Here is a 17,965-nt window from a genome sequence, read left to right on the forward strand (position 1 = left end):
GTTATTGCAGGTGATCTGACCGGCGTGCACTCGCGCGTCGGACGTCACCGCTGAGGGCGAGTGTGGAGGAGGCGTTGTTGCGACGCAAGGTGGGGGAGGGCACGCAGTTCGTAGGGTGGGTTAGCCTTGCGGCTGCGCGAAGCGCAGTCCGCTGGGCGTAACCCACCACTTCTGCTTCCGCAGATCGAAATAGGGTGGGTTACGCTTCGCTAACCCACCCTACGTCATCGCTAACCCGACGGTCCGGTGTCCTCGATGATCGGTCCGAACAGCTCCCAGCGTTCGCCGTTGAACTTCATCATCTGCATCTGCTTGTTGACGCGGTAGTCGTTCGGCCCGGTGTTGATCTTGATGCCGGGCAGCGCGAAGCTCGGAGTGAAGTCCTTGATGTTGGCGACCTGCTTCATCACGTTCTCGCGCGACAGGTCGTCGCCGCATTGCTTCAGCACCTGGGTCAGTAGCTCGGCGACCGAATAGGCATAGGTGTTGACCGTGTTGAGCTTGTCACCCTCAGGGAAATACTTGTCCATGAAGGCGAAGAACGCTTTCACGCCCGGATCGTCCTTCCACTGGGGATCGCTGGGCTCCTTGCCATACTGGGTGGAGATGATGCCCTTGGAGATGTCGAGGCCGGCCGGCTTGAGGGTCGCTGAGATCGGGCTCGCATTGATGTCGAGGATATGCACGGGGTTCCAGCCGAGCTCGGCCACCTTCTTGATGGCTTGCGCCGCGAACTTCGGTGTCGAGGCATCGTAGAAAAGGTCGGCGCCCATCGACTTCAGTTTCACTACCTGCGAGTCCACCGTCGGATCGGTGACCTCGTAGGACACCTCGCCGACGATCATGCTGGCGGCCTTGTCGCCGAGGCCGCTCTTGAGCCCCGCGAGATAATCGCGGCCCATGTCGTCGTTCTGGTAGAGCACGCCGATCTTGGCGTTGGGATGCTCCTTGAGAATGTACTTGGCGTAGATGCGTCCCTCGGACACGTAGTTGGGGTTATAGGCGATGGTCCAGGGATAGTTCTGCGGGTCGTTGAAGCGGGCAGCGCCGGTCGAGGCGAGCAGCTGCGGGATCTTCTTGCCGTTGAGATATTTCTGCACGGCGGCATTGGCGGCCGTGCCGATGATCTGGAAGGTGAACAACACCTCGTCGCCTTCGACGAGCTTGCGCACCTGCTCGACGGTCTTCGGCGGCGAATAGGCGTCGTCATACTGGATGAGATTGATCTTGCGGCCGTTGATGCCGCCCTGATCGTTGATCATCTTGAAGTAGGCGGCCTGCGTCTTGCCGATGTTGGCGTAGACGGAGTAGGGGCCGGAGAACGGCACGGTCTGGCCGATCTTGATCTCGGTGTCGCTCGCACCGGTGTCATATTTCTTCTGGGCGAGAGCTTGGGTGGCGGAGAACGCGAAGGCGAGCGCCGCCGTGGCAGCTAGATAGGCTCTGCGAGTCTTCATGTTGGGATGTTCCTCCTGACGGAATTTTCCGGCCGACGGTCTTTTTCCCGTTGATTGCAACGGTCGCCATCGCTGCCGGAGAGTGTGGAGGAACGCGAGGTGCCGCGCAAGGATCGCGGCGCTGCGTTGTAGCGTCTCAGGTCAGGACTATTAAGCCAGGAACAATGCAGCCAGCGCGATCGCCGCCGGCAGCGCCTGCACGATCAGGATGCGCGTGCTGACGGTCGCCGCACCATAGGCGCCCGCCACGACCACGCAGAGCAGGAAGAACACCTTGATCTGGAACGCGAACGCGGGATTGCCGTGGACCAGACCCCAGATCAGGCCGGCGACGAGGAAACCGTTATAGAGCCCCTGGTTGGCAGCGAGCACCTTCGTGATCTCGGCCTTCTCAGGCGTATTGCGAAACACCTTCAGACCCGTCGGCTTGGTCCAGAGGAACATCTCCAGGACCAGGAAATAAGCGTGCAGTGCGGCGACCAGCGCCACCAGGACATTGGCGATCAGAATCAAGGTGAGCTCCCCCAAAGCGTCAGCTTTCGGGTGGACGTTAGCACGGCCGCCATGGCAAACGCGACGCTGTGTTTCGACGCCATGGTGCCGCAATGCCCGCTCGATCAACCAGACCGTCTGTAAGCTTCCGCCTCGATCGCCTGCCGACACCGATTGGGATCGCGCTACTCGTCACCGATGCCGAGGGCAATCTTCGTGCGCTCGATTGGGAGGATTACGAGCACCGCATGCGCGAGCTGTTGCGCCTGCATTACGGCGCGGTGGATCTGACCGATCAGCCTGCGCCCGCACCGATTCGGACAGCGCTGTCGCGCTATTTCGAAGGCGATCTTGCCCAGCTCTTGGGCATCGCGTGGCGGATCGCCGGCACGTCGTTCCAGCAGAAGGTCTGGACCGCGCTGGCAAAGATCCCGGCCGGCACGACGATGAGCTACGGCGCGATGGCCGCCAGGATCGAGATGCCGAAGGCCATTCGCGCTGTCGGCCACGCCAACGGCTCCAACCCGATCAGCGTGGTTCTGCCGTGCCACCGCCTGATCGGCGCGGATGGTTCACTGGTGAAATATGGCGGCGGGCTGGAGCGGAAGAGGTGGCTGCTGCGGCATGAAGGGGTGGAGGTCTGAGAGCCCGTTTCAGAATGTGTTGAGTGAACCGTGCCTACGACCGCACCGGCATCGTGGACACAGCCCGCCGTACCCGAATCCGTCAGACTTTTGAGGTCATCACTTTCTGCACTATTTTCCAGGTCCCGTTCACCTTCAAGCATGACAACAGGTCCGTGAAGGAACGCGGCGGAATGCGCAATCTGATTTTCAAAAGCGCAAGCTCTCTTTCAACGTCTATTGACAGGATCTGATCTTCTCGCTCGAAGCCCAGTTGCTTCGGAGCCTTCGTGTTGCGGACCACTGCTAGCCATGACGCAATCGGCGTCACGCCCACGTTGCCGTCCTCGGCGACCTTTGTCACGGAACTCGAGGGGTGAAAGATGGATGCAAATTTTTCAGCGTCCATTTCATAGGCGGCATCGAAATAGGTCTGCGCAAGGGAGCGCAAGGCGGGAACGTCCGTATCCATTGTCATCCTCAAAGCTGTTGCATCGAACTCATCGATGCGGCCCGGCGTCTACCTGTCTCGCAGAAAGCTGCGGCAGGTCGTCTCCGTGCTCGCGCAAAACCTACGGCAGGCTAACTTATGAGAATAGACGTCTTGATTGGCATGGCCTCATGAGTGATATTCATGATGATGACAAGCGAAATGAACGATCTCGCGACGTTTGCAATTGTGGCCCGTGAACGAAGCTTTACACGCGCTGCGATAAGGCTGGGTGTGTCTCAGTCTGCTTTGAGCCATACGATCCGGAGGCTTGAGCAACGGCTTGAGCTACAGCTGCTCGCTCGAACAACCAAGAGCGTTGCGCCAACCGCCGCGGGGGCTGCGCTCCTGGAAGACTTGTCTCCGGCGCTCGAGCAAATTCGTCATGCCCTCGACAAAGCCCGGAGCATTCGGCGCAGACCCGAAGGTCGCCTTCGAATTGTAATGTCGCGATCAGCTGCGGTGATGGTCTTGTTACCGCGGCTCAGAGCTTTCGCTGAGGCCTATCCTGACATCATTCTGGACGTGATCACCGTCACTGGCCCCGTGGATCTCGTTGCAGGCGAGTTCGATGCCGGTATCCAGCTCGGCGAGTACATTCAAAAGGACATGATCGCGGTTCGTGTCACGCCCGAACTGCGATTGGCGGTTGTGGGGTCGCCACGATATTTCGCTTCACGACGCATCCCCGAAAAGCCAAAAGATCTCAACGATCATCGGTGCATTACCCTGCGTCTTGCCGGCGGTCCATATCGGTGGGAGTTTGAGCAAGGTCGAAAGTCGGTCACGATCAACGTCAACGGCCCACTGATAATTGACGATACTCATCTGGTGATTCAGGCAGCGCTCGCTGGAGTTGGTATCGGGCTCGCCTATGAAGAGCAGGTCGCCGGATATATTGCGAAGGGCCGCCTTGTTCGGGTGCTGGAGGATTGGACGCCGCCAATTCCCGGCTTCTTCATGTATTATCCCAGTCGCCAGCATCAACCAGCCGCGCTGTCAGCACTGGTGAAAGCGCTACGGCACTCTGAACAAAAGCCGGCACGATGATTGGTAAGCGGTCTGGGCCCCTTAGCCGCGAGCGCGCAATGACGAGAGTCACGCCGCCGGCTGAACCGCCTTGTCGCCGGCCATCACATGCGTCAGCGCGCTCTTGATCGCGGACTGCCGCGTCGGCGCGTTGATCTGTGCGCCGAGGAGGTCGGTGACGTAGAACACGTCGCGGGCGCGCTCGCCGAAGGTCGCGACATGGGCCGAGGCGATATTGAGATTGAGCTTCGAGATCGCGGTGGTGAGCTCGTAGAGCAGACCGGGCCGGTCGAGGCCTGAGACCTCGATCACGGTGTAGCGGTCGGACCATTGGTTGTTGATGGTCACTTCCGGCTCGATCACGAAGGGGCGCGCCTTGCTGCGCACGGTGCGCCGCGCCACCACTTCGGGCAGGCGCAGCTTGCCCTCCAGCACGTCCTCGATCATCTCGCCGATGCGCGTGGCGCGCCGACCCTCGTCCTCGTCGCGGTCGTATTCCCTGGAGATCGAGATCGTATCGAGCGCGCGGCCGTCGGTCGTGGTGTAGATCTGGGCGTCGACGATGTTGGCGCCGGCCGAGGCGCAGGCGCCGGCGATGATCGAGAGCAGCCAGGGATGGTCGGCGGCGAAGATGGTCAGCTCAGTGACGCCGCGCACCTCATGAAGCCGACATTGATCGCGAGCTTGTGGCCGGCCTGCTCGCTGGAACGGACGAAGCGGGCGTGGCGGATCTTGCGCGGCAGCTCGACCTTGAGCCAGTAGGCCGGATAGTGCCGGGCGATATAGGCATCGAGCTCGTCCACCGGCCACTCGGCGAAGGCGTTGCGGAATTCGGCGTAGGCGGCCGTGAGGCGCTTGCCGCGATCGACCTCGGAGAAGCCGCCGGTCAGCACCGGCTCGGTCTCGTAATACAGCGAGCGCAAGAGCTGCGCCTTCCAGCCGTTCCACACGCCCGGACCGACGCCGCGGATGTCGGCGGTGGTGAGGATGGTGAGCAGCTTCATCTGCTCGACCGACTGCACGACCGCGGCGAAATTCTCGATGGTCTTGCGATCCGAAAGGTCGCGCGACTGTGCAACCGTGGACATGGTGAGGTGCTCCTCGATCAGCCAGGCCACCAGCTCGGTGTCGGCCGGGCTGAAGCCGAGCCGCGGGCACAGCCGGCGCGCGACCTTGGCGCCGGCGATCGAGTGGTCCTCGGGCCGACCCTTGGCGACGTCGTGCAGCAGTGTCGCGATGTAGATCACCGCGCGGTGCTCGGGGCGGGTCTTGCGCATCAGGTCGCTGGCGAGCGTGAACTCCTCGATGCCGCCGCGCTCGATGTCCTGGAGGAAGCCGATGCAGCGGATCAGGTGCTCGTCGACGGTGTAGTGATGATACATGTTGAACTGCATCATCGAGACGATCTTGCCGAAGGCGCGAATGAAATGGCCGAGCACGCCGGTTTCGTTCATCCGCCGCAGCACGATCTCGGCGTTGTCCGAGGTCAGGATCTCCATGAACAGCCGGTTGGCCTCGGGATTCTCGCGCAGCTGCGCGTTGATCAGGCCGAGCGAGCGCGTCACGTCGCGCATCGCGTCCGGATGGAAGGCGAGGTTGTTCTTCTGCGCCAGGCGGAAGATGCGGATCAGATTGACCGGATCGTGCTTGAAGATATCAGGCGCGGCCACGTTGATGCGGTTGTTGTCGACGATGAAGTCGTCGCTGTCAGGCACGCGCCGCTTCGCCGGCGTCGGGCGCAGCCGCGCCATCATCCGGCTCAGGACCGGCGCGGGCTTGGCCTGCTGGTCCTCGAGCTTGGCGCAGAGGATGGCGGTGAGGTTGCCGACTTCCTTGGCGACCAGGAAGTAGTGCTTCATGAAGCGCTCGACATCCTGCATGCCGGGATGCGAGGTGTAGCCGAGCCGGATCGCGATCTCGCGCTGGAGGTCGAAGGAGAGACGCTCCTCGGCGCGGCCGCAATAGAAATGCAGATTGCAGCGCACCGACCAGAGGAAATCGGCGCAGCGGCGGAAGCTGCGGTATTCCTGCGCGTCGAACACGCCGCGCTCGACCAATTCGTCGGTGTCGCGCACGCGATAGACGTATTTGGCGATCCAGAACAGCGTGTGCAGGTCGCGCAGCGCGCCCTTGCCGTCCTTGACGTTGGGCTCGACCAGATAGCGCGACTGGCCGCCACGGCGATGCCGCTCCTCGCGCTCGGCGAGCTTTGCGGTGACGAATTCGGACGCGGTGCCCTGCACCACTTCCTTGTCGAAACGCGCGACCAGCTCGTCGTAGAGCGGCTGATCACCGGTGAGAAAGCGCGTCTCCAGGATCGCGGTGCGGATGGTCATGTCGCCGCGCGCCTGGCGGATCGATTCATCGACCGAGCGCGTGGCGTGGCCGACCTTCAGCCCCATGTCCCACAGGCAGTAGAGGATCGCTTCGGCGACCTGCTCGCCCCAGGCGGTCTGCTTGTAGGGCAGGATGAACAAGAGATCGATGTCGGACTCGGGCGCCATCAGGCCGCGGCCATAGCCGCCGGTCGCCACCACCGCCATGCGCTCGGCGCCGCTCGGGATCGGCGAGCGGTAGAGATGGCGCGTCGCCGCGGAGTACAGGATGCGGATGATCTCGTCCTGGACATGGCACAGTCGCTCGGCGCAGCGGCGGCCGTGGCGGTCCTTGAGCAGGATCGCCTGCGCCGCGGCGCGCGCCGCGATCAGCTCGGCCTTGAGCAACTGCGCGACGGCAGTGCGGAACGCGTCCTCGCGTCCCTCATGCTTTTCGGCAAGCGCATCGACCGCGGCTGTGATCCGCGCGGTATCGAAGCGATCGTCCACCTCAGGCTTCTGCTCAGTCGCGACGCTATCCATGTCTCACCGAATATGGGGTCTCATCGGATATAAGAGGTGACCCGCGCTGTCACCCGCCATTCTCAGGCAATAGTCGTTCCATGCTGGAAAAGGCCGGCCGGGAGCAAATTGTTCTCGCGCCGCAGGCTTTCAAGGGTCGGATTTTCTCGTTGACCTCTAGATATAACTCATTGAAAAACAATGAAGTTTTGGAGGAGGCTGGGCATGACCTGGATGACACGACGCATTCTGCTCGCGGGAGCCATTGCGCTCGCCGCGACCCCCGTGGCAAAGGCGGCGGACCCGCTCAAGGAGATCCGCATCGACTGGGCAACCTACAACCCGGTGTCGATGGTCCTGAAGCAGAAGGGGCTGCTGGAGAAGGAGTTCGCCAAGGACGGCATCACCATCACCTGGGTGCAGTCGGCGGGCTCCAACAAGGCGCTCGAATTCCTCAACGCCGGCTCGATCGATTTCGGCTCGACCGCGGGCTCGGCGGCGCTGGTCGCACGCATCAACGGCAACCCGATCAAGTCGATCTATGTCTATTCGCGGCCCGAGTGGACCGCGCTGGTGACAGGCAAGGATTCCAAGATCGCAAGCGTTGCTGATCTGAAGGGCAAGCGCGTCGCGGTGACGCGCGGCACTGATCCGCACATCTTCCTGGTACGCGCACTTCTCGGTGCCGGTCTCACCGAGAAGGACATCACGCCGGTGCTGCTCCAGCACGCCGACGGCAAGACCGCGCTGATCCGCGGCGACGTTGATGCCTGGGCCGGTCTCGATCCCATGATGGCGCAGGCCGAGGTCGAGGAAGGTGCAAAGCTGTTCTATCGCAAGGCCGACGCCAACACCTGGGGCATCCTCAATGTGCGCGAGCAGTTCTTGAAGGACTATCCCGACGCCGCCCGTCGCGTGCTCGCGGTGTATGAGGAGGCGCGAAAATATTCGCTGGCGAATTACGACGAGCTGAAGAAGACCTTCATCGCGGTGACGAAGCTGCCCGAGGCGGTCGTCGACAAGCAGCTCAAGGAGCGCACCGAGCTGACCCACAGCCGCATCGGCGCGCCCCAGCGCGAGTCGATCCTCGCCGCCGGCCTCGCGCTCCAGCAAGCCGGCGTCGTCGACGCCAAGGTCGACGTGAAGGCGACGCTGGATGCGCTGATCGACGACCAGGTCCCGCTGCCGACGAATTAGTAAGCGGCACGCCGGCGCAGCACATTCCGTCGTCGTCCCGGGGCGCGAAGCGAACCCGGGACCCCCACGCGAGCGCTTGCGCTCGTCGCCATAACCCCAGGGAGTGGTTGTGGTGCGCAGGCGTCACTCCGAGTCCCCGTAACCACATCGTCCTGTGGTTATGGGCCCCGGATCTGCGCTTCGCTTGCCCGGGGCGACAGCGGAGATTGCCTCGCGCCCTTGCATTCCCCGGCCAGACGCGCTTCCTACCGGCCATGATCTCCGACGCGCCAGTCCTGCAACAAACTTCGGAACCCGCCGAACGTGCCGCCGCGCCTTCGCGGCTGTCGCGCTACGGGCGGCCGATGCTGGGACTGCTGCTGCCACTGACACTCGCGCTCGGCTGGGAGCTGGTGGTCTGGTCCGGCTGGTCCAACGGGCGCCTGGTGCCGCCGCCCTCGCGCGTCTTTGCCACCATCAGCGAGCTCGCCCGCTCCGGCGAGCTGGTCCGCCATATCGCCGCGACGCTGTGGCGCGTCGGTCTCGGCTTTGCCTTCGGCGTGGTCGCGGGCACGCTGTTAGGTGCCATCTCCGGCTATTGGTCGCTGGCGCGGCGGCTTCTTGATCCCACGGTACAAGCCTTGCGCGCGATCCCCTCGCTCGCCTGGGTGCCGCTGTTCATCCTCTGGCTCGGCATCTTCGAGACCTCCAAGATCGCGCTGATCGCGGCCGGTGTGTTCTTCCCGGTCTATCTCGGCGTGATGGGTGCGATCCTCTCGGTCGATCGCAAGATCGTCGAGGTCGGCCGCACCTTCCGCCTCTCCGGCTTTGCCATGATCCGCCGCATCCTGCTGCCCGCGGTGCTGCCGGCCTATGTCGTGTCCCTGCGCGTCGGCCTCGGTCTCGGCTGGATGTTCGTCGTCGCGGCCGAGTTGATCGGCGCCTCCGAAGGCCTCGGCTATCTCCTGCTCGACGGCCAGCAGCTCGGCAAGCCCGCGCAGATACTCGCCGCCATCGTGATCTTCGCCATCCTCGGCAAGCTCACCGACTGGCTGATCGAGGTCGCAGCTGCGCCGTTCCTGCGCTGGCAGGACGCCTTCTCCCGCGCGAAGGGAGCGTAACACGATGCTAGCGCTCGACCGGGTCAGCAAGACCTATCCCAACGGCGTCGAGGCGCTGGCGCGCTTCTCCGCCCAGATCAGGCAGGGCGAGATCATCGCCATCATCGGTGGCTCCGGTTGCGGCAAGTCCACGCTGCTCCGCGCCATCGCCGGTCTCGACCGCGCCAGCTCCGGCGCAGTGACGCTCGACAGCGAAGCGATCTCTTCGCCGCACGCCAAGATCGGCATCATCTTCCAGGAGCCGCGGCTGCTGCCCTGGCTCAGCGTCGCCGACAATATCGGTTTCGGCCTTGCGGATCTGCCCGCGGCCGAGCGGCGCGAGAAAGTGGCGCGCGCGCTCGATCGTGTTGGCCTCGCCGACAAGGCGCAGGCCTGGCCGCGCGAGCTCTCCGGCGGACAGGCGCAGCGCGTCGCGATTGCGCGGGCGCTGGTGCCGCAGCCCGAGGTGCTGCTGCTCGACGAGCCGTTCTCGGCGCTCGATGCCTTCACCCGCAGGGATCTGCAGGATCATCTGCTCGACCTCTGGGCCGACACGCGCCCGACCTTGATCCTCGTCACACATGACGTCGACGAGGCCGTGGTGCTGGCTGACCGCGTGCTGGTGATGCGGCCGCGGCCGGGCCGGCTGTTCGACCAGATCGAGATCAATCTCGGCCGGCCGCGCGACCGCAATTCGCCGCTGTTCGAGACCTTCAAGCGGAGTGTGCTGACGTCACTCGACCGCTCGCTCGACCGCAGCGTGCCCGACCGTGACGCAACCCAGGGTCCCGGTCAGGCCATGTGGTGGTGACATTCGCTCCTTAAGCCGGTACATCGGCAGGCGTATTTTCCGGGAGAGAACAACATGGACGCCGCCGAACTGCGCCAGATGCAGGCCCCGATCAAGGAACGCTACAAGACCGATCCCAAGGCCGCGATGATCACGCTGAAGGCCAAGGGCTCCACCGACAGCGAAGGCATCGCCTGCAAGGTCGAGACCGGCCGCGCCATCGCGATGGCCGGTTTGCACCCCGCCACCGGCGGCTCCGGCCTCGAACTCTGCTCCGGCGACATGCTGCTGGAAGCGTTGGTCGCCTGCGCCGGCGTCACGCTGAAATCGGTGGCGACCGCGATCGAGGTGCCGCTGAAAACCGGCAATGTCTATGCCGAGGGCGATCTGGATTTCCGCGGCACGCTCGGCGTCGACAAGGAGACCCCGGTCGGCTTCGCGGAGATCCGCCTGCGCTTCGAGGTCGACACCGATGCGCCGCAGGACAAGCTCGACCTCCTGCTCAAGCTCACTGAGCGCTATTGCGTGGTCTACCAGACCATCAAGAACGGCCCGAAGGTTTCGGTGTCGATGCAGCGGATGTGACGCGAGGGCCCTAACCCAACAATCGGCGTCGTCCCGGGGCGCGCCGCTTGGCGCGAGCCTGGGACCCCTAACCCCAGGCCGTAGTGACTTCAGACGGGTCGTAGCTCCAGCTCTTCAACCACCACGGCCTGTGGCTATGGATTCCGGGCTCGCGCTTCGCTTGTCCGCGACGACAAAAAACAAAAAAATGTCCCTCGACCTCCACTTCATTCTCATTCTTCTCCTGCGCATGGCGATCGCGGCGGCGTTCGTCGTGTCGGCGTCGATCATCACCGAACGTTCCGGTCCGGTGATCGGCGCGCTGGTGGCGACGCTGCCGATCTCGGCCGGGCCGTCCTATGTCTTCCTCGCGATCGACCATGACGCAGCCTTCATCGCGCAAGGCGCGCTGGCGAGCCTTCCGGTCAACGCGGCGACGATCGTCCTCGGGCTCACCTATGTCGTGCTGGCGCAGCGGAACAATCTGCTGGTGAGTGTCGGAAGCGCGGTCGCGGTGTGGATCGTGCTGGCCTCCATCATTCGCCTGTTCGACTGGAGCTTGACGGCCGGCCTTGCCGTGAACCTGGTCGCCTTCGGCATCTGCATTCCTCTGCTCGCAAAGTACCGCCACGCGAAGATGCCGCTGGTGACGCGCCGCTGGTACGACATCCCGTTCCGCGCCTCGCTGGTGGCGACGTTGGTTGCGATCGTGGTCTCGACCTCGGGCTGGGTCGGCCCGCGGGTGAGCGGCGTCATCGCGCTCTACCCGATCGTGTTCACCAGCATCATGGTGATCCTGCATCCGCGCATCGGCGGTCCGCCGACCGCCGCCGTGCTCGCCAATTCAGCCTGGGGGCTGCTCGGATTCGGCATGGCGATTGCTGTCATGCACGTCGCGGTCGTGTGGTTTGGCTCCGCCATCGGCCTGTGCCTTGCACTCGCAACCTGCATCGTCTGGAACCTGACGCTGTGGACGATCGGGCGTCGCGCGAAGCATAGGATGCGGCACGCGCCGTGAGACGACGGGCGTTGGTGACATCACGCCGCGAATGCCCAATCGGCGTGTCGCCATCATTCGATGCGCGCCACGTCTTCAAGCTGTTGAATGACAAGCGTCATTTCAGATCGCGTCGCGACTTTTGCCGAATTTTCCCGGAAAATCGCGATGGTTTTGCAGTACTGCCGCTGCTGATTTCCGACAACTCTATTAGAACTTTATTCGACCTTTTCGCCTAGCATCGTGTTTGCGTACCCGCTTCCGCCGTCGCCGGCGTGAAACTTGTCCGATTTGTAGCCGATTGTGCGGACCTGCGGGATTTGCCGATTGAAGTTTGTAAGTCGCCGCACGGGCACATCCCGACTGGCGTATCCTCGCTGCTTATTTCGAGATGGAGATTCTTTGATGTTTGGTCGCAGGTCCCGCAGCGATGCGGACGCAGAGATTGCCGCCATCGGCCGCTCGCAGGCGGTGATCGAGTTCGCGATGGACGGCACGATCCTCAACGCCAATCAGAATTTCCTGACGGCGCTCGGCTACTCCCTCGGCGAGATCAAGGGGAAGAAGCACGCCATGTTCATGCCGGCCAATCAGCGCGAGGACGCCGCGTACCAGGCGTTCTGGGCGCAACTCAATCGCGGCGAGCCGCAGGTCTCCGAATTCAAGCGGATCGCCAAGGGCGGCCGCGAGGTCTGGATCGAGGCCTCCTACAATCCGGTGCTCGACGCCGCCGGCAAGCCCGTCAAGGTCGTGAAGATCGCGACCGACATCACCGCGAAGAAGATTCGCGGCATGACCGAGGCCTCCAAGATCGCCGCCATCGGCCGTGCCCAGGCCATGATCGAGTTCAAGCTCGACGGCACCATCGTCACCGCCAACGAGAATTTCTGCAAGACGCTCGGCTACTCGCTGGCCGAGATCGAGGGCCGGCATCACAGCCTGTTCGTCGCTCCTGCCGAGCGCGACGGCGTGGCCTATCGCGATCTCTGGACCAAGCTCAACCGCGGCGACTACCAGGCCGGCGAGTTCAAGCGGATCGGCAAGGGTGGTCGCGAGGTCTGGATTCTCGCCTCCTACAATCCGTTGCTCGACGAGCGCGGCAAGCCGTACGGCGTCGTCAAATTCGCAACCGACGTCACCGCGGAGAAGCTGAAGAACGCCGATCTCGCCGGTCAGATCGCGGCGATCGACAAGGCCCAGGCCGTGATCGAATTCAACATGGACGGCACCATCATCACGGCGAACGCCAACTTCCTAGCCACGCTCGGCTACTCCTTGGCCGAGATCAAGGGCCATCACCACAGCATGTTCGTCGAGCCCACGGAGCGCGACGGCGCGGCCTATCGCGAGTTCTGGGCCGCGCTCAATCGCGGCCAGTACCAGGCGGCCGAATACAAGCGCATCGGCAAGGGCGGCAAGGAGGTCTACATTCAGGCCTCGTACAACCCGATCCTCGATCTCAACGGCAAGCCGTTCAAGGTGGTGAAATACGCCACCGACACCACGCGGCAGGTGCTGGTCCGCATGGGCAACGAGCGCGTCCGCGGCATGATGGAATCGGTTGCCGCCGGCTCGGAGGAGCTCAACGCCTCGGTGCGCGAGATCTCCGAGGCGATGACCAAGTCGCGCGAGACCGCGATGAGCGCGGTCGATCAGGTCGCCGCTGCTGACGCGCAGGCGCAGCGCCTCACCGAGGCGGCGCAGGCGATGAGCGGCATCGTCGAGATGATCAACAGCATCACCGGGCAGATCAACCTGCTCGCGCTCAACGCCACGATCGAATCCGCCCGCGCCGGCGAGGCCGGTCGCGGCTTCGCGGTGGTGGCATCCGAAGTGAAGAGCCTCGCCAACCAGGCCAAGCAGGCGACCGATAAGATCGGCCAGGAGATCGGCAGCCTCAACGGCATCTCCGGCGACGTCGTCAGCGCGCTCGGCTCGATCAAGCAGGCGATCAACAACGTCAGCGAATACGTGACGTCAACCGCCGCCGCGGTCGAGGAGCAGAGCACGGTGACGAACGAGATGTCGACCAGCATGCAGCGCGCCGCCGCGGAAGCCGCGGCGATCGCGGCAAGGGCGTAGGCAAGCACACTGTCATCCGGGGCGCTCGAAGAGGCGAACCCGGAATCTCGAGATTCCGGGTTCGATGCTTCGCATCGCCGCGGAAATGACGGCCGATTTCACTGCTTCGGCAGCTTGGCCTTCAACGCATAGAGCGCATCGAGCGCCTCGCGCGGGGACATCTCGTCGGGGTGCAGCGCCTTCACGGCGTCCATCAGCAGGTCGGCCTCGCTCGGCGGGGCGGCTTCTGCGGCGGCGCGGGAGGGGACGGCGAACAGTGGCAGATCGTCCACCAAGGCGCGCGCGGTCTGGCCGCGGTCCTGCGCCTCCAGCTTGGAGAGCACGGATTTTGCGCGCGTGATCACGGCGGGCGGCAGGCCGGCGAGCTTGGCGACCTGGATGCCGTAGGAGCGGTCGGCCGAGCCCGGCAGCACCTCGTGCAGGAACACGACATTGCCCTGCCATTCCTTCACGCGCACCGTCGCGTTGAACATCCGCGGCAGCTTGGCCGAGAGCGCGGTCAGCTCGTGATAATGCGTGGCGAACAATGTGCGGCAGCGGTTGCTTTCGTGCAGGTGCTCGATCGCGGCCCAGGCGATGGAGAGGCCGTCAAAGGTCGCGGTGCCGCGGCCGATCTCGTCGAGGATCACGAGTGAGCGTTCGCCCGCTTGATTGAGGATCGCCGCGGTCTCGACCATCTCCACCATGAAGGTGGAGCGGCCGCGGGCGAGATCGTCGGCAGCGCCGACGCGCGAGAACAGGCGGTCGATGATACCGATCCGCGCGCGCGTCGCCGGCACGAAGCTGCCGATCTGCGCCAGCAGCGCAATCAGCGCGTTCTGGCGCAGGAAGGTCGATTTACCCGCCATGTTGGGACCGGTGAGCAGCCAGAGCTGGCCGGATTTTTGCGCGGGCGCAGGCGACAGATCGCAGGCATTGGCAATGAATGGCTCGCCATTGCGCTTGAGCGCCTGCTCGACCACGGGATGACGGCCGGCCTCGATCGCGAAGGCGAGCGACGAATCGACCTCCGGCCGCACATAGTTCTCGTCGATCGCCAGCTTTGCGAGCGAGGTCGCAACGTCGAGCAGTGCAAAGCCTTGCGCTGCGGCGCGCAGGTCGTCGCTGATCTCGAGCGCCTTGGCGCAGAGCTTTTCGAAGATTTCGAGCTCGAGGCCGAGCGCGCGATCGCCGGCATTGGCGATCTTGGCTTCGATCTCGCCGAGCTCCGACGTGGTGAAGCGGACCTGGCCCGCCAACGTCTGGCGGTGGATGAAGGTCGCGTTCAGCGGTGCCGACATCAGCTTGTCGCCGTGCTGCGCGGTCACCTCGACGAAATAGCCGAGCACGTTGTTGTGGCGGATCTTGAGGGCCTTGACGGAGGTCGCGTCGGCGTAGCGCGCCTGCATCGAGGCGACCACGAGGCGCGAGGCATCGCGCAGGTTTCGCGCTTCGTCGAGGGCAGGTTCGTAACCTTGGCGGACGAAGCCGCCGTCGCGCTTGATCAGCGGCAATTGCTCGTCGAGAGCGCTTGCGAATTCGGCCGCGAGCTCGCGCGACGGTCGCTGCAAGGCCGCCATCACCGCCGCAATCTCCTGCGGCGGCTGGTCGAGCTCGGAAAGCCGCGTCAGCACCTGATCGGCGGCGATGATACCGTCGCGGAGGCCCGCAAGGTCGCGCGGGCCGCCACGACCGACCGAGAGGCGGGCCAGCGCGCGCGACATGTCGGGCGCGCCACGCAGGATGCTGCGGATGTCCTCGCGTGCGGCCGAGTCGGCAACGAAAGTGCTGACCGCGTCGAGCCGCCGTGCGATCGCCGGCGCATCCGTCAGCGGCGCCGCCAGACGCTGCGCCAGCAGACGCGAGCCGGCGGAGGTCACCGTGCAGTCGATGGCATCGAGCAGCGAGCCGCGGCGTTCGCCGCCGAGCGTCCGCGTCAGTTCGAGATTGGCGCGCGTCGCCGGATCGATCGCCATGGTCGCATCGGATGCTTCGCGCGCAGGCGGCGACAGCGGCGGATGCTTGCCGACCTGGGTGCGGTCGACATAGGTGACAGCGGCGGCCGCAGCCGTTGCTTCCAGCCGCGTGAGCTGCGCGAGGCCATCCATGGTCGCGACGGCAAAATAGTCGCAGAGGCGCTTCTCGGCGGTGGCGCCATCGAAGACGTCGCGGGTGAGCGGCGTCACCGCCGGCAATTCGCGCAAGGTCTGGCCGAGCTCGTTGTCGCTATAGAGCGCGTCGGTGACGATCGCCTCGTTCGGGTTGATGCGCGCCAGCGTCGCGGCGAGTTCGCCGCCCGAAACCTCGGTGACCATGAATTCGGCGGTCGAGATGTCGATCCAGGCGAGGCCGAAGCGGTCGCCGCCGGCGGATGAACGCGCGCGCGCGATCGCCAGCAGGTAATTGTTGGCACGCGCATCGAGCAGCGTGTCCTCGGTCAGCGTGCCCGGCGTGACCAGCCGCACCACGCCGCGGCGCACGACGCTCTTGTTGCCGCGCGCTTTCGCCGCCGCGGGGTCCTCGGTCTGTTCGCAGACCGCGACCCGGTGGCCGGCCGAGATCAGGCGGTGCAAATAATCCTCGGAGCGCTCGACCGGCACGCCGCACATCGGGATGTCGTTGCCCTGATGCTTGCCGCGCTTGGTCAGCACAATGCCGAGCGTCTTCGAGGCGATCTCGGCATCCTCGAAGAACAGCTCGTAGAAATCGCCCATCCGGTAGAACAGCAGCAGGCCCTGATGTGCAGCCTTGATCTCGAGGTACTGTTCCATCATCGGTGTGACGCGCGCGGCGGCTTCCGCCGGCGCTGCGGGTGCTTCGTCGGGCGGCGGTACGGGTATCGGCTGTTGCATCGTCATGGGCGGCGCAACCTACAAAATTTCGCCTCCTGCTCCTATCGGTTTGGCCGGGGAGGGGAGGTTTTCCACGTTGTCCGCACCACGGCATGCGCTGCCGGCGTGTGCGCCCCTCGAATCCCGCGTGAAACCGTCAATTGACCTGCCGCGGGCGCCCTCCTAAAACTCCGCCGACATTGAAGAATTTGGCCGGATCGCGGCATTCAGGGAGAACAACGATGCGTGATGTCTTTATCTGCGACGCCGTGCGGACCCCGATCGGCCGTTTCGGCGGCTCGCTCGCCAAGGTGCGCGCCGACGACCTCGCCGCCGCCCCGATCAAGGCGCTGATGGCCAAGCACCCCAATCTCGACTGGGCCCAGGTGGATGAAGTCTTCTTCGGCTGCGCCAACCAGGCCGGCGAGGACAACCGCAACGTCGCGCGCATGGCGCTGCTGCTGGCAGGCCTGCCGGATTCGGTTCCCGGCCAGACGCTCAACCGCCTCTGCGCTTCCGGCCTCGATGCGGTCGGTGCCGCGGGCCGCGCGATCCGTTCCGGCGAGGTCGAGCTTGCGATCGCGGGCGGCGTCGAATCCATGACCCGCGCGCCGTTCGTGATGGGCAAGGCGCAGGAAGCCTTCTCGCGCTCGGCCGAGATCTTCGACACCACGATCGGCTGGCGCTTCATCAATCCGCTCTTGAAGGCGCAGTATGGCGTCGATGCGATGCCGGAGACCGGCGAGAACGTCGCCGAGGAGTTCCAGGTCTCGCGCGCCGACCAGGACGCCTTCGCGATCCGCTCGCAGCAGCGCGCCGGCAAGGCGATCGCGGCCGGCTATTTCGCGGAAGAGATCACCCCGATCACCATTCCCGGCGGCAAGGCCGGCCCCATCACGGTCGACAAGGACGAGCATCCGCGCCCCGAGACCACGCTGGAAGGCTTGGCAAAACTGAAGCCGATCGTGCGCAATCCCGGCACGGTCACCGCCGGCAACGCGTCGGGCGTCAATGACGGCGCCGCCGCCATGATCCTCGCCTCGGAAGCCGCGGTGAAGAAGCATGGCCTGACGCCGCGCGCGCGCATCCTCGGCCTCGCTTCGGCGCGTGCCGCCGCGCATCATGGGCATCGGCCCGGTGCCGGCGACCCGCAAGCTGATGGAGCGGCTCGGCAAGAAGATCAGCGACTTTGACCTGATCGAGCTCAACGAAGCCTTCGCCTCGCAGGGCATTGCCTGCATGCGTCAGCTCGGCGTCGCCGACGACGCCGATTACGTCAATCCGCATGGCGGCGCCATCGCGCTCGGCCATCCGCTCGGCATGAGCGGCGCCCGCCTCGCGCTCACCGCCGTGCACGGCATGGAAAAGCGCGGCGGCAAGCTCGCGCTCGCCACCATGTGCGTCGGCGTCGGCCAGGGTGTGGCCGTCGCGATCGAGAAGCTGAATTGACGAAACGCGCAGCGTCCCGTCATCCCGGGGCGGTGTGCCACAGACTAGTCATGCCCGGGCTTGTCCCGG

The 17,965-nt window shown here is 64.6% G+C and carries 13 protein-coding genes and 2 pseudogenes; 10 read left to right on the top strand and 5 right to left on the bottom strand.

Annotated features, from left to right (window positions below; genetic code table 11):
* Positions 1 to 230: 230 nt before the first annotated feature.
* Positions 231 to 1,457, bottom strand: a complete 1,227-nt coding sequence (locus FOM02_RS01930) for an ABC transporter substrate-binding protein (protein ID WP_027563293.1) — start codon at positions 1,455 to 1,457, stop codon at positions 231 to 233.
* Positions 1,458 to 1,607: 150 nt separating this feature from the next.
* Positions 1,608 to 1,964 (bottom strand): DUF1304 domain-containing protein, encoded by a 357-nt coding sequence (locus FOM02_RS01935; RefSeq protein WP_181411744.1) that lies wholly within the window; start codon positions 1,962 to 1,964, stop codon positions 1,608 to 1,610.
* A 98-nt stretch (positions 1,965 to 2,062) separates the two neighbouring features.
* Between FOM02_RS01935 and FOM02_RS01940 the strand changes: the two genes are divergently transcribed.
* Entirely contained in the window at positions 2,063 to 2,593 is a 531-nt protein-coding gene (locus FOM02_RS01940; RefSeq protein ID WP_027563291.1) for a methylated-DNA--[protein]-cysteine S-methyltransferase, read from the top strand.
* 82 nt (positions 2,594 to 2,675) lie between these two features.
* Here the strand turns inward: FOM02_RS01940 and FOM02_RS01945 are convergent, their stop codons facing one another.
* A complete protein-coding gene (locus FOM02_RS01945) occupies positions 2,676 to 3,044 on the bottom strand; it encodes a nuclear transport factor 2 family protein (protein ID WP_027563290.1) in 369 nt (122 codons plus the stop codon).
* A gap of 165 nt (positions 3,045 to 3,209) precedes the next feature.
* Between FOM02_RS01945 and FOM02_RS01950 the strand changes: the two genes are divergently transcribed.
* A complete protein-coding gene (locus tag FOM02_RS01950; RefSeq protein WP_027563289.1) occupies positions 3,210 to 4,112 on the top strand; it encodes a LysR family transcriptional regulator in 903 nt (300 codons plus the stop codon).
* Positions 4,113 to 4,160: 48 nt separating this feature from the next.
* On the opposite strand, the pseudogene FOM02_RS01955 reads toward FOM02_RS01950, so the two are convergent.
* Positions 4,161 to 6,949: pseudogene (locus FOM02_RS01955) on the bottom strand ([protein-PII] uridylyltransferase).
* A gap of 213 nt (positions 6,950 to 7,162) precedes the next feature.
* Between FOM02_RS01955 and FOM02_RS01960 the strand changes: the two are divergent.
* From FOM02_RS01960 to FOM02_RS01990, 7 genes are all read left to right on the top strand, one after another.
* On the top strand, positions 7,163 to 8,125 hold the full coding sequence (locus FOM02_RS01960; protein ID WP_416207806.1) for an aliphatic sulfonate ABC transporter substrate-binding protein: 963 nt from the start codon (positions 7,163 to 7,165) through the stop codon (positions 8,123 to 8,125).
* Positions 8,126 to 8,379: 254 nt separating this feature from the next.
* Entirely contained in the window at positions 8,380 to 9,225 is an 846-nt protein-coding gene (locus FOM02_RS01965) for an ABC transporter permease (protein ID WP_027563286.1), read from the top strand.
* 4 nt (positions 9,226 to 9,229) lie between these two features.
* Positions 9,230 to 10,015 (top strand): ABC transporter ATP-binding protein, encoded by a 786-nt coding sequence (locus FOM02_RS01970; RefSeq protein ID WP_027563285.1) that lies wholly within the window; start codon positions 9,230 to 9,232, stop codon positions 10,013 to 10,015.
* A 54-nt stretch (positions 10,016 to 10,069) separates the two neighbouring features.
* The gene (locus FOM02_RS01975; RefSeq protein ID WP_027563284.1) at positions 10,070 to 10,579 is read left to right on the top strand and encodes an OsmC family protein; all 510 of its coding nucleotides are present in this window, start codon (positions 10,070 to 10,072) and stop codon (positions 10,577 to 10,579) included.
* Positions 10,580 to 10,766: 187 nt separating this feature from the next.
* A complete protein-coding gene (locus FOM02_RS01980; protein ID WP_027563283.1) occupies positions 10,767 to 11,576 on the top strand; it encodes a hypothetical protein in 810 nt (269 codons plus the stop codon).
* A gap of 14 nt (positions 11,577 to 11,590) precedes the next feature.
* Positions 11,591 to 11,794 (top strand): hypothetical protein, encoded by a 204-nt coding sequence (locus tag FOM02_RS01985; RefSeq protein ID WP_141263456.1) that lies wholly within the window; start codon positions 11,591 to 11,593, stop codon positions 11,792 to 11,794.
* A 166-nt stretch (positions 11,795 to 11,960) separates the two neighbouring features.
* Complete coding sequence (locus FOM02_RS01990; RefSeq protein WP_027563282.1) at positions 11,961 to 13,637, top strand: PAS domain-containing protein; 1,677 nt, start codon at positions 11,961 to 11,963, stop codon at positions 13,635 to 13,637.
* 98 nt (positions 13,638 to 13,735) lie between these two features.
* Here the strand turns inward: FOM02_RS01990 and mutS are convergent, their stop codons facing one another.
* The gene (gene mutS, locus FOM02_RS01995; protein ID WP_027563281.1) at positions 13,736 to 16,474 is read right to left on the bottom strand and encodes a DNA mismatch repair protein MutS; all 2,739 of its coding nucleotides are present in this window, start codon (positions 16,472 to 16,474) and stop codon (positions 13,736 to 13,738) included.
* 215 nt (positions 16,475 to 16,689) lie between these two features.
* On the opposite strand from mutS, the pseudogene pcaF reads away from it, so the two are divergent.
* A pseudogene (gene pcaF, locus FOM02_RS02000) lies at positions 16,690 to 17,896 on the top strand (3-oxoadipyl-CoA thiolase).
* Positions 17,897 to 17,965: the final 69 nt, after the last annotated feature.

The organism is Bradyrhizobium sp. SEMIA, assembly GCF_014844175.1.
Lineage (GTDB): Bacteria > Pseudomonadota > Alphaproteobacteria > Rhizobiales > Xanthobacteraceae > Bradyrhizobium > Bradyrhizobium arachidis.

Excerpts from the sequence above, each read along its gene's own strand:
- FOM02_RS01930 (WP_027563293.1), bottom strand. The coding sequence starts at position 1,457 with ATGAAGACTCGCAGAGCCTATCTAGCTGCCACGGCGGCGCTCGCCTTC.
- FOM02_RS01940 (WP_027563291.1), top strand. The coding sequence starts at position 2,063 with ATGCCCGCTCGATCAACCAGACCGTCTGTAAGCTTCCGCCTCGATCGC.
- FOM02_RS01945 (WP_027563290.1), bottom strand. The coding sequence starts at position 3,044 with ATGGATACGGACGTTCCCGCCTTGCGCTCCCTTGCGCAGACCTATTTC.
- FOM02_RS01950 (WP_027563289.1), top strand. The coding sequence starts at position 3,210 with ATGATGACAAGCGAAATGAACGATCTCGCGACGTTTGCAATTGTGGCC.
- FOM02_RS01960 (WP_416207806.1), top strand. The coding sequence starts at position 7,163 with ATGACACGACGCATTCTGCTCGCGGGAGCCATTGCGCTCGCCGCGACC.
- FOM02_RS01965 (WP_027563286.1), top strand. The coding sequence starts at position 8,380 with ATGATCTCCGACGCGCCAGTCCTGCAACAAACTTCGGAACCCGCCGAA.
- FOM02_RS01970 (WP_027563285.1), top strand. The coding sequence starts at position 9,230 with ATGCTAGCGCTCGACCGGGTCAGCAAGACCTATCCCAACGGCGTCGAG.
- FOM02_RS01975 (WP_027563284.1), top strand. The coding sequence starts at position 10,070 with ATGGACGCCGCCGAACTGCGCCAGATGCAGGCCCCGATCAAGGAACGC.
- FOM02_RS01980 (WP_027563283.1), top strand. The coding sequence starts at position 10,767 with ATGTCCCTCGACCTCCACTTCATTCTCATTCTTCTCCTGCGCATGGCG.
- FOM02_RS01990 (WP_027563282.1), top strand. The coding sequence starts at position 11,961 with ATGTTTGGTCGCAGGTCCCGCAGCGATGCGGACGCAGAGATTGCCGCC.
- mutS (WP_027563281.1), bottom strand. The coding sequence starts at position 16,474 with ATGACGATGCAACAGCCGATACCCGTACCGCCGCCCGACGAAGCACCC.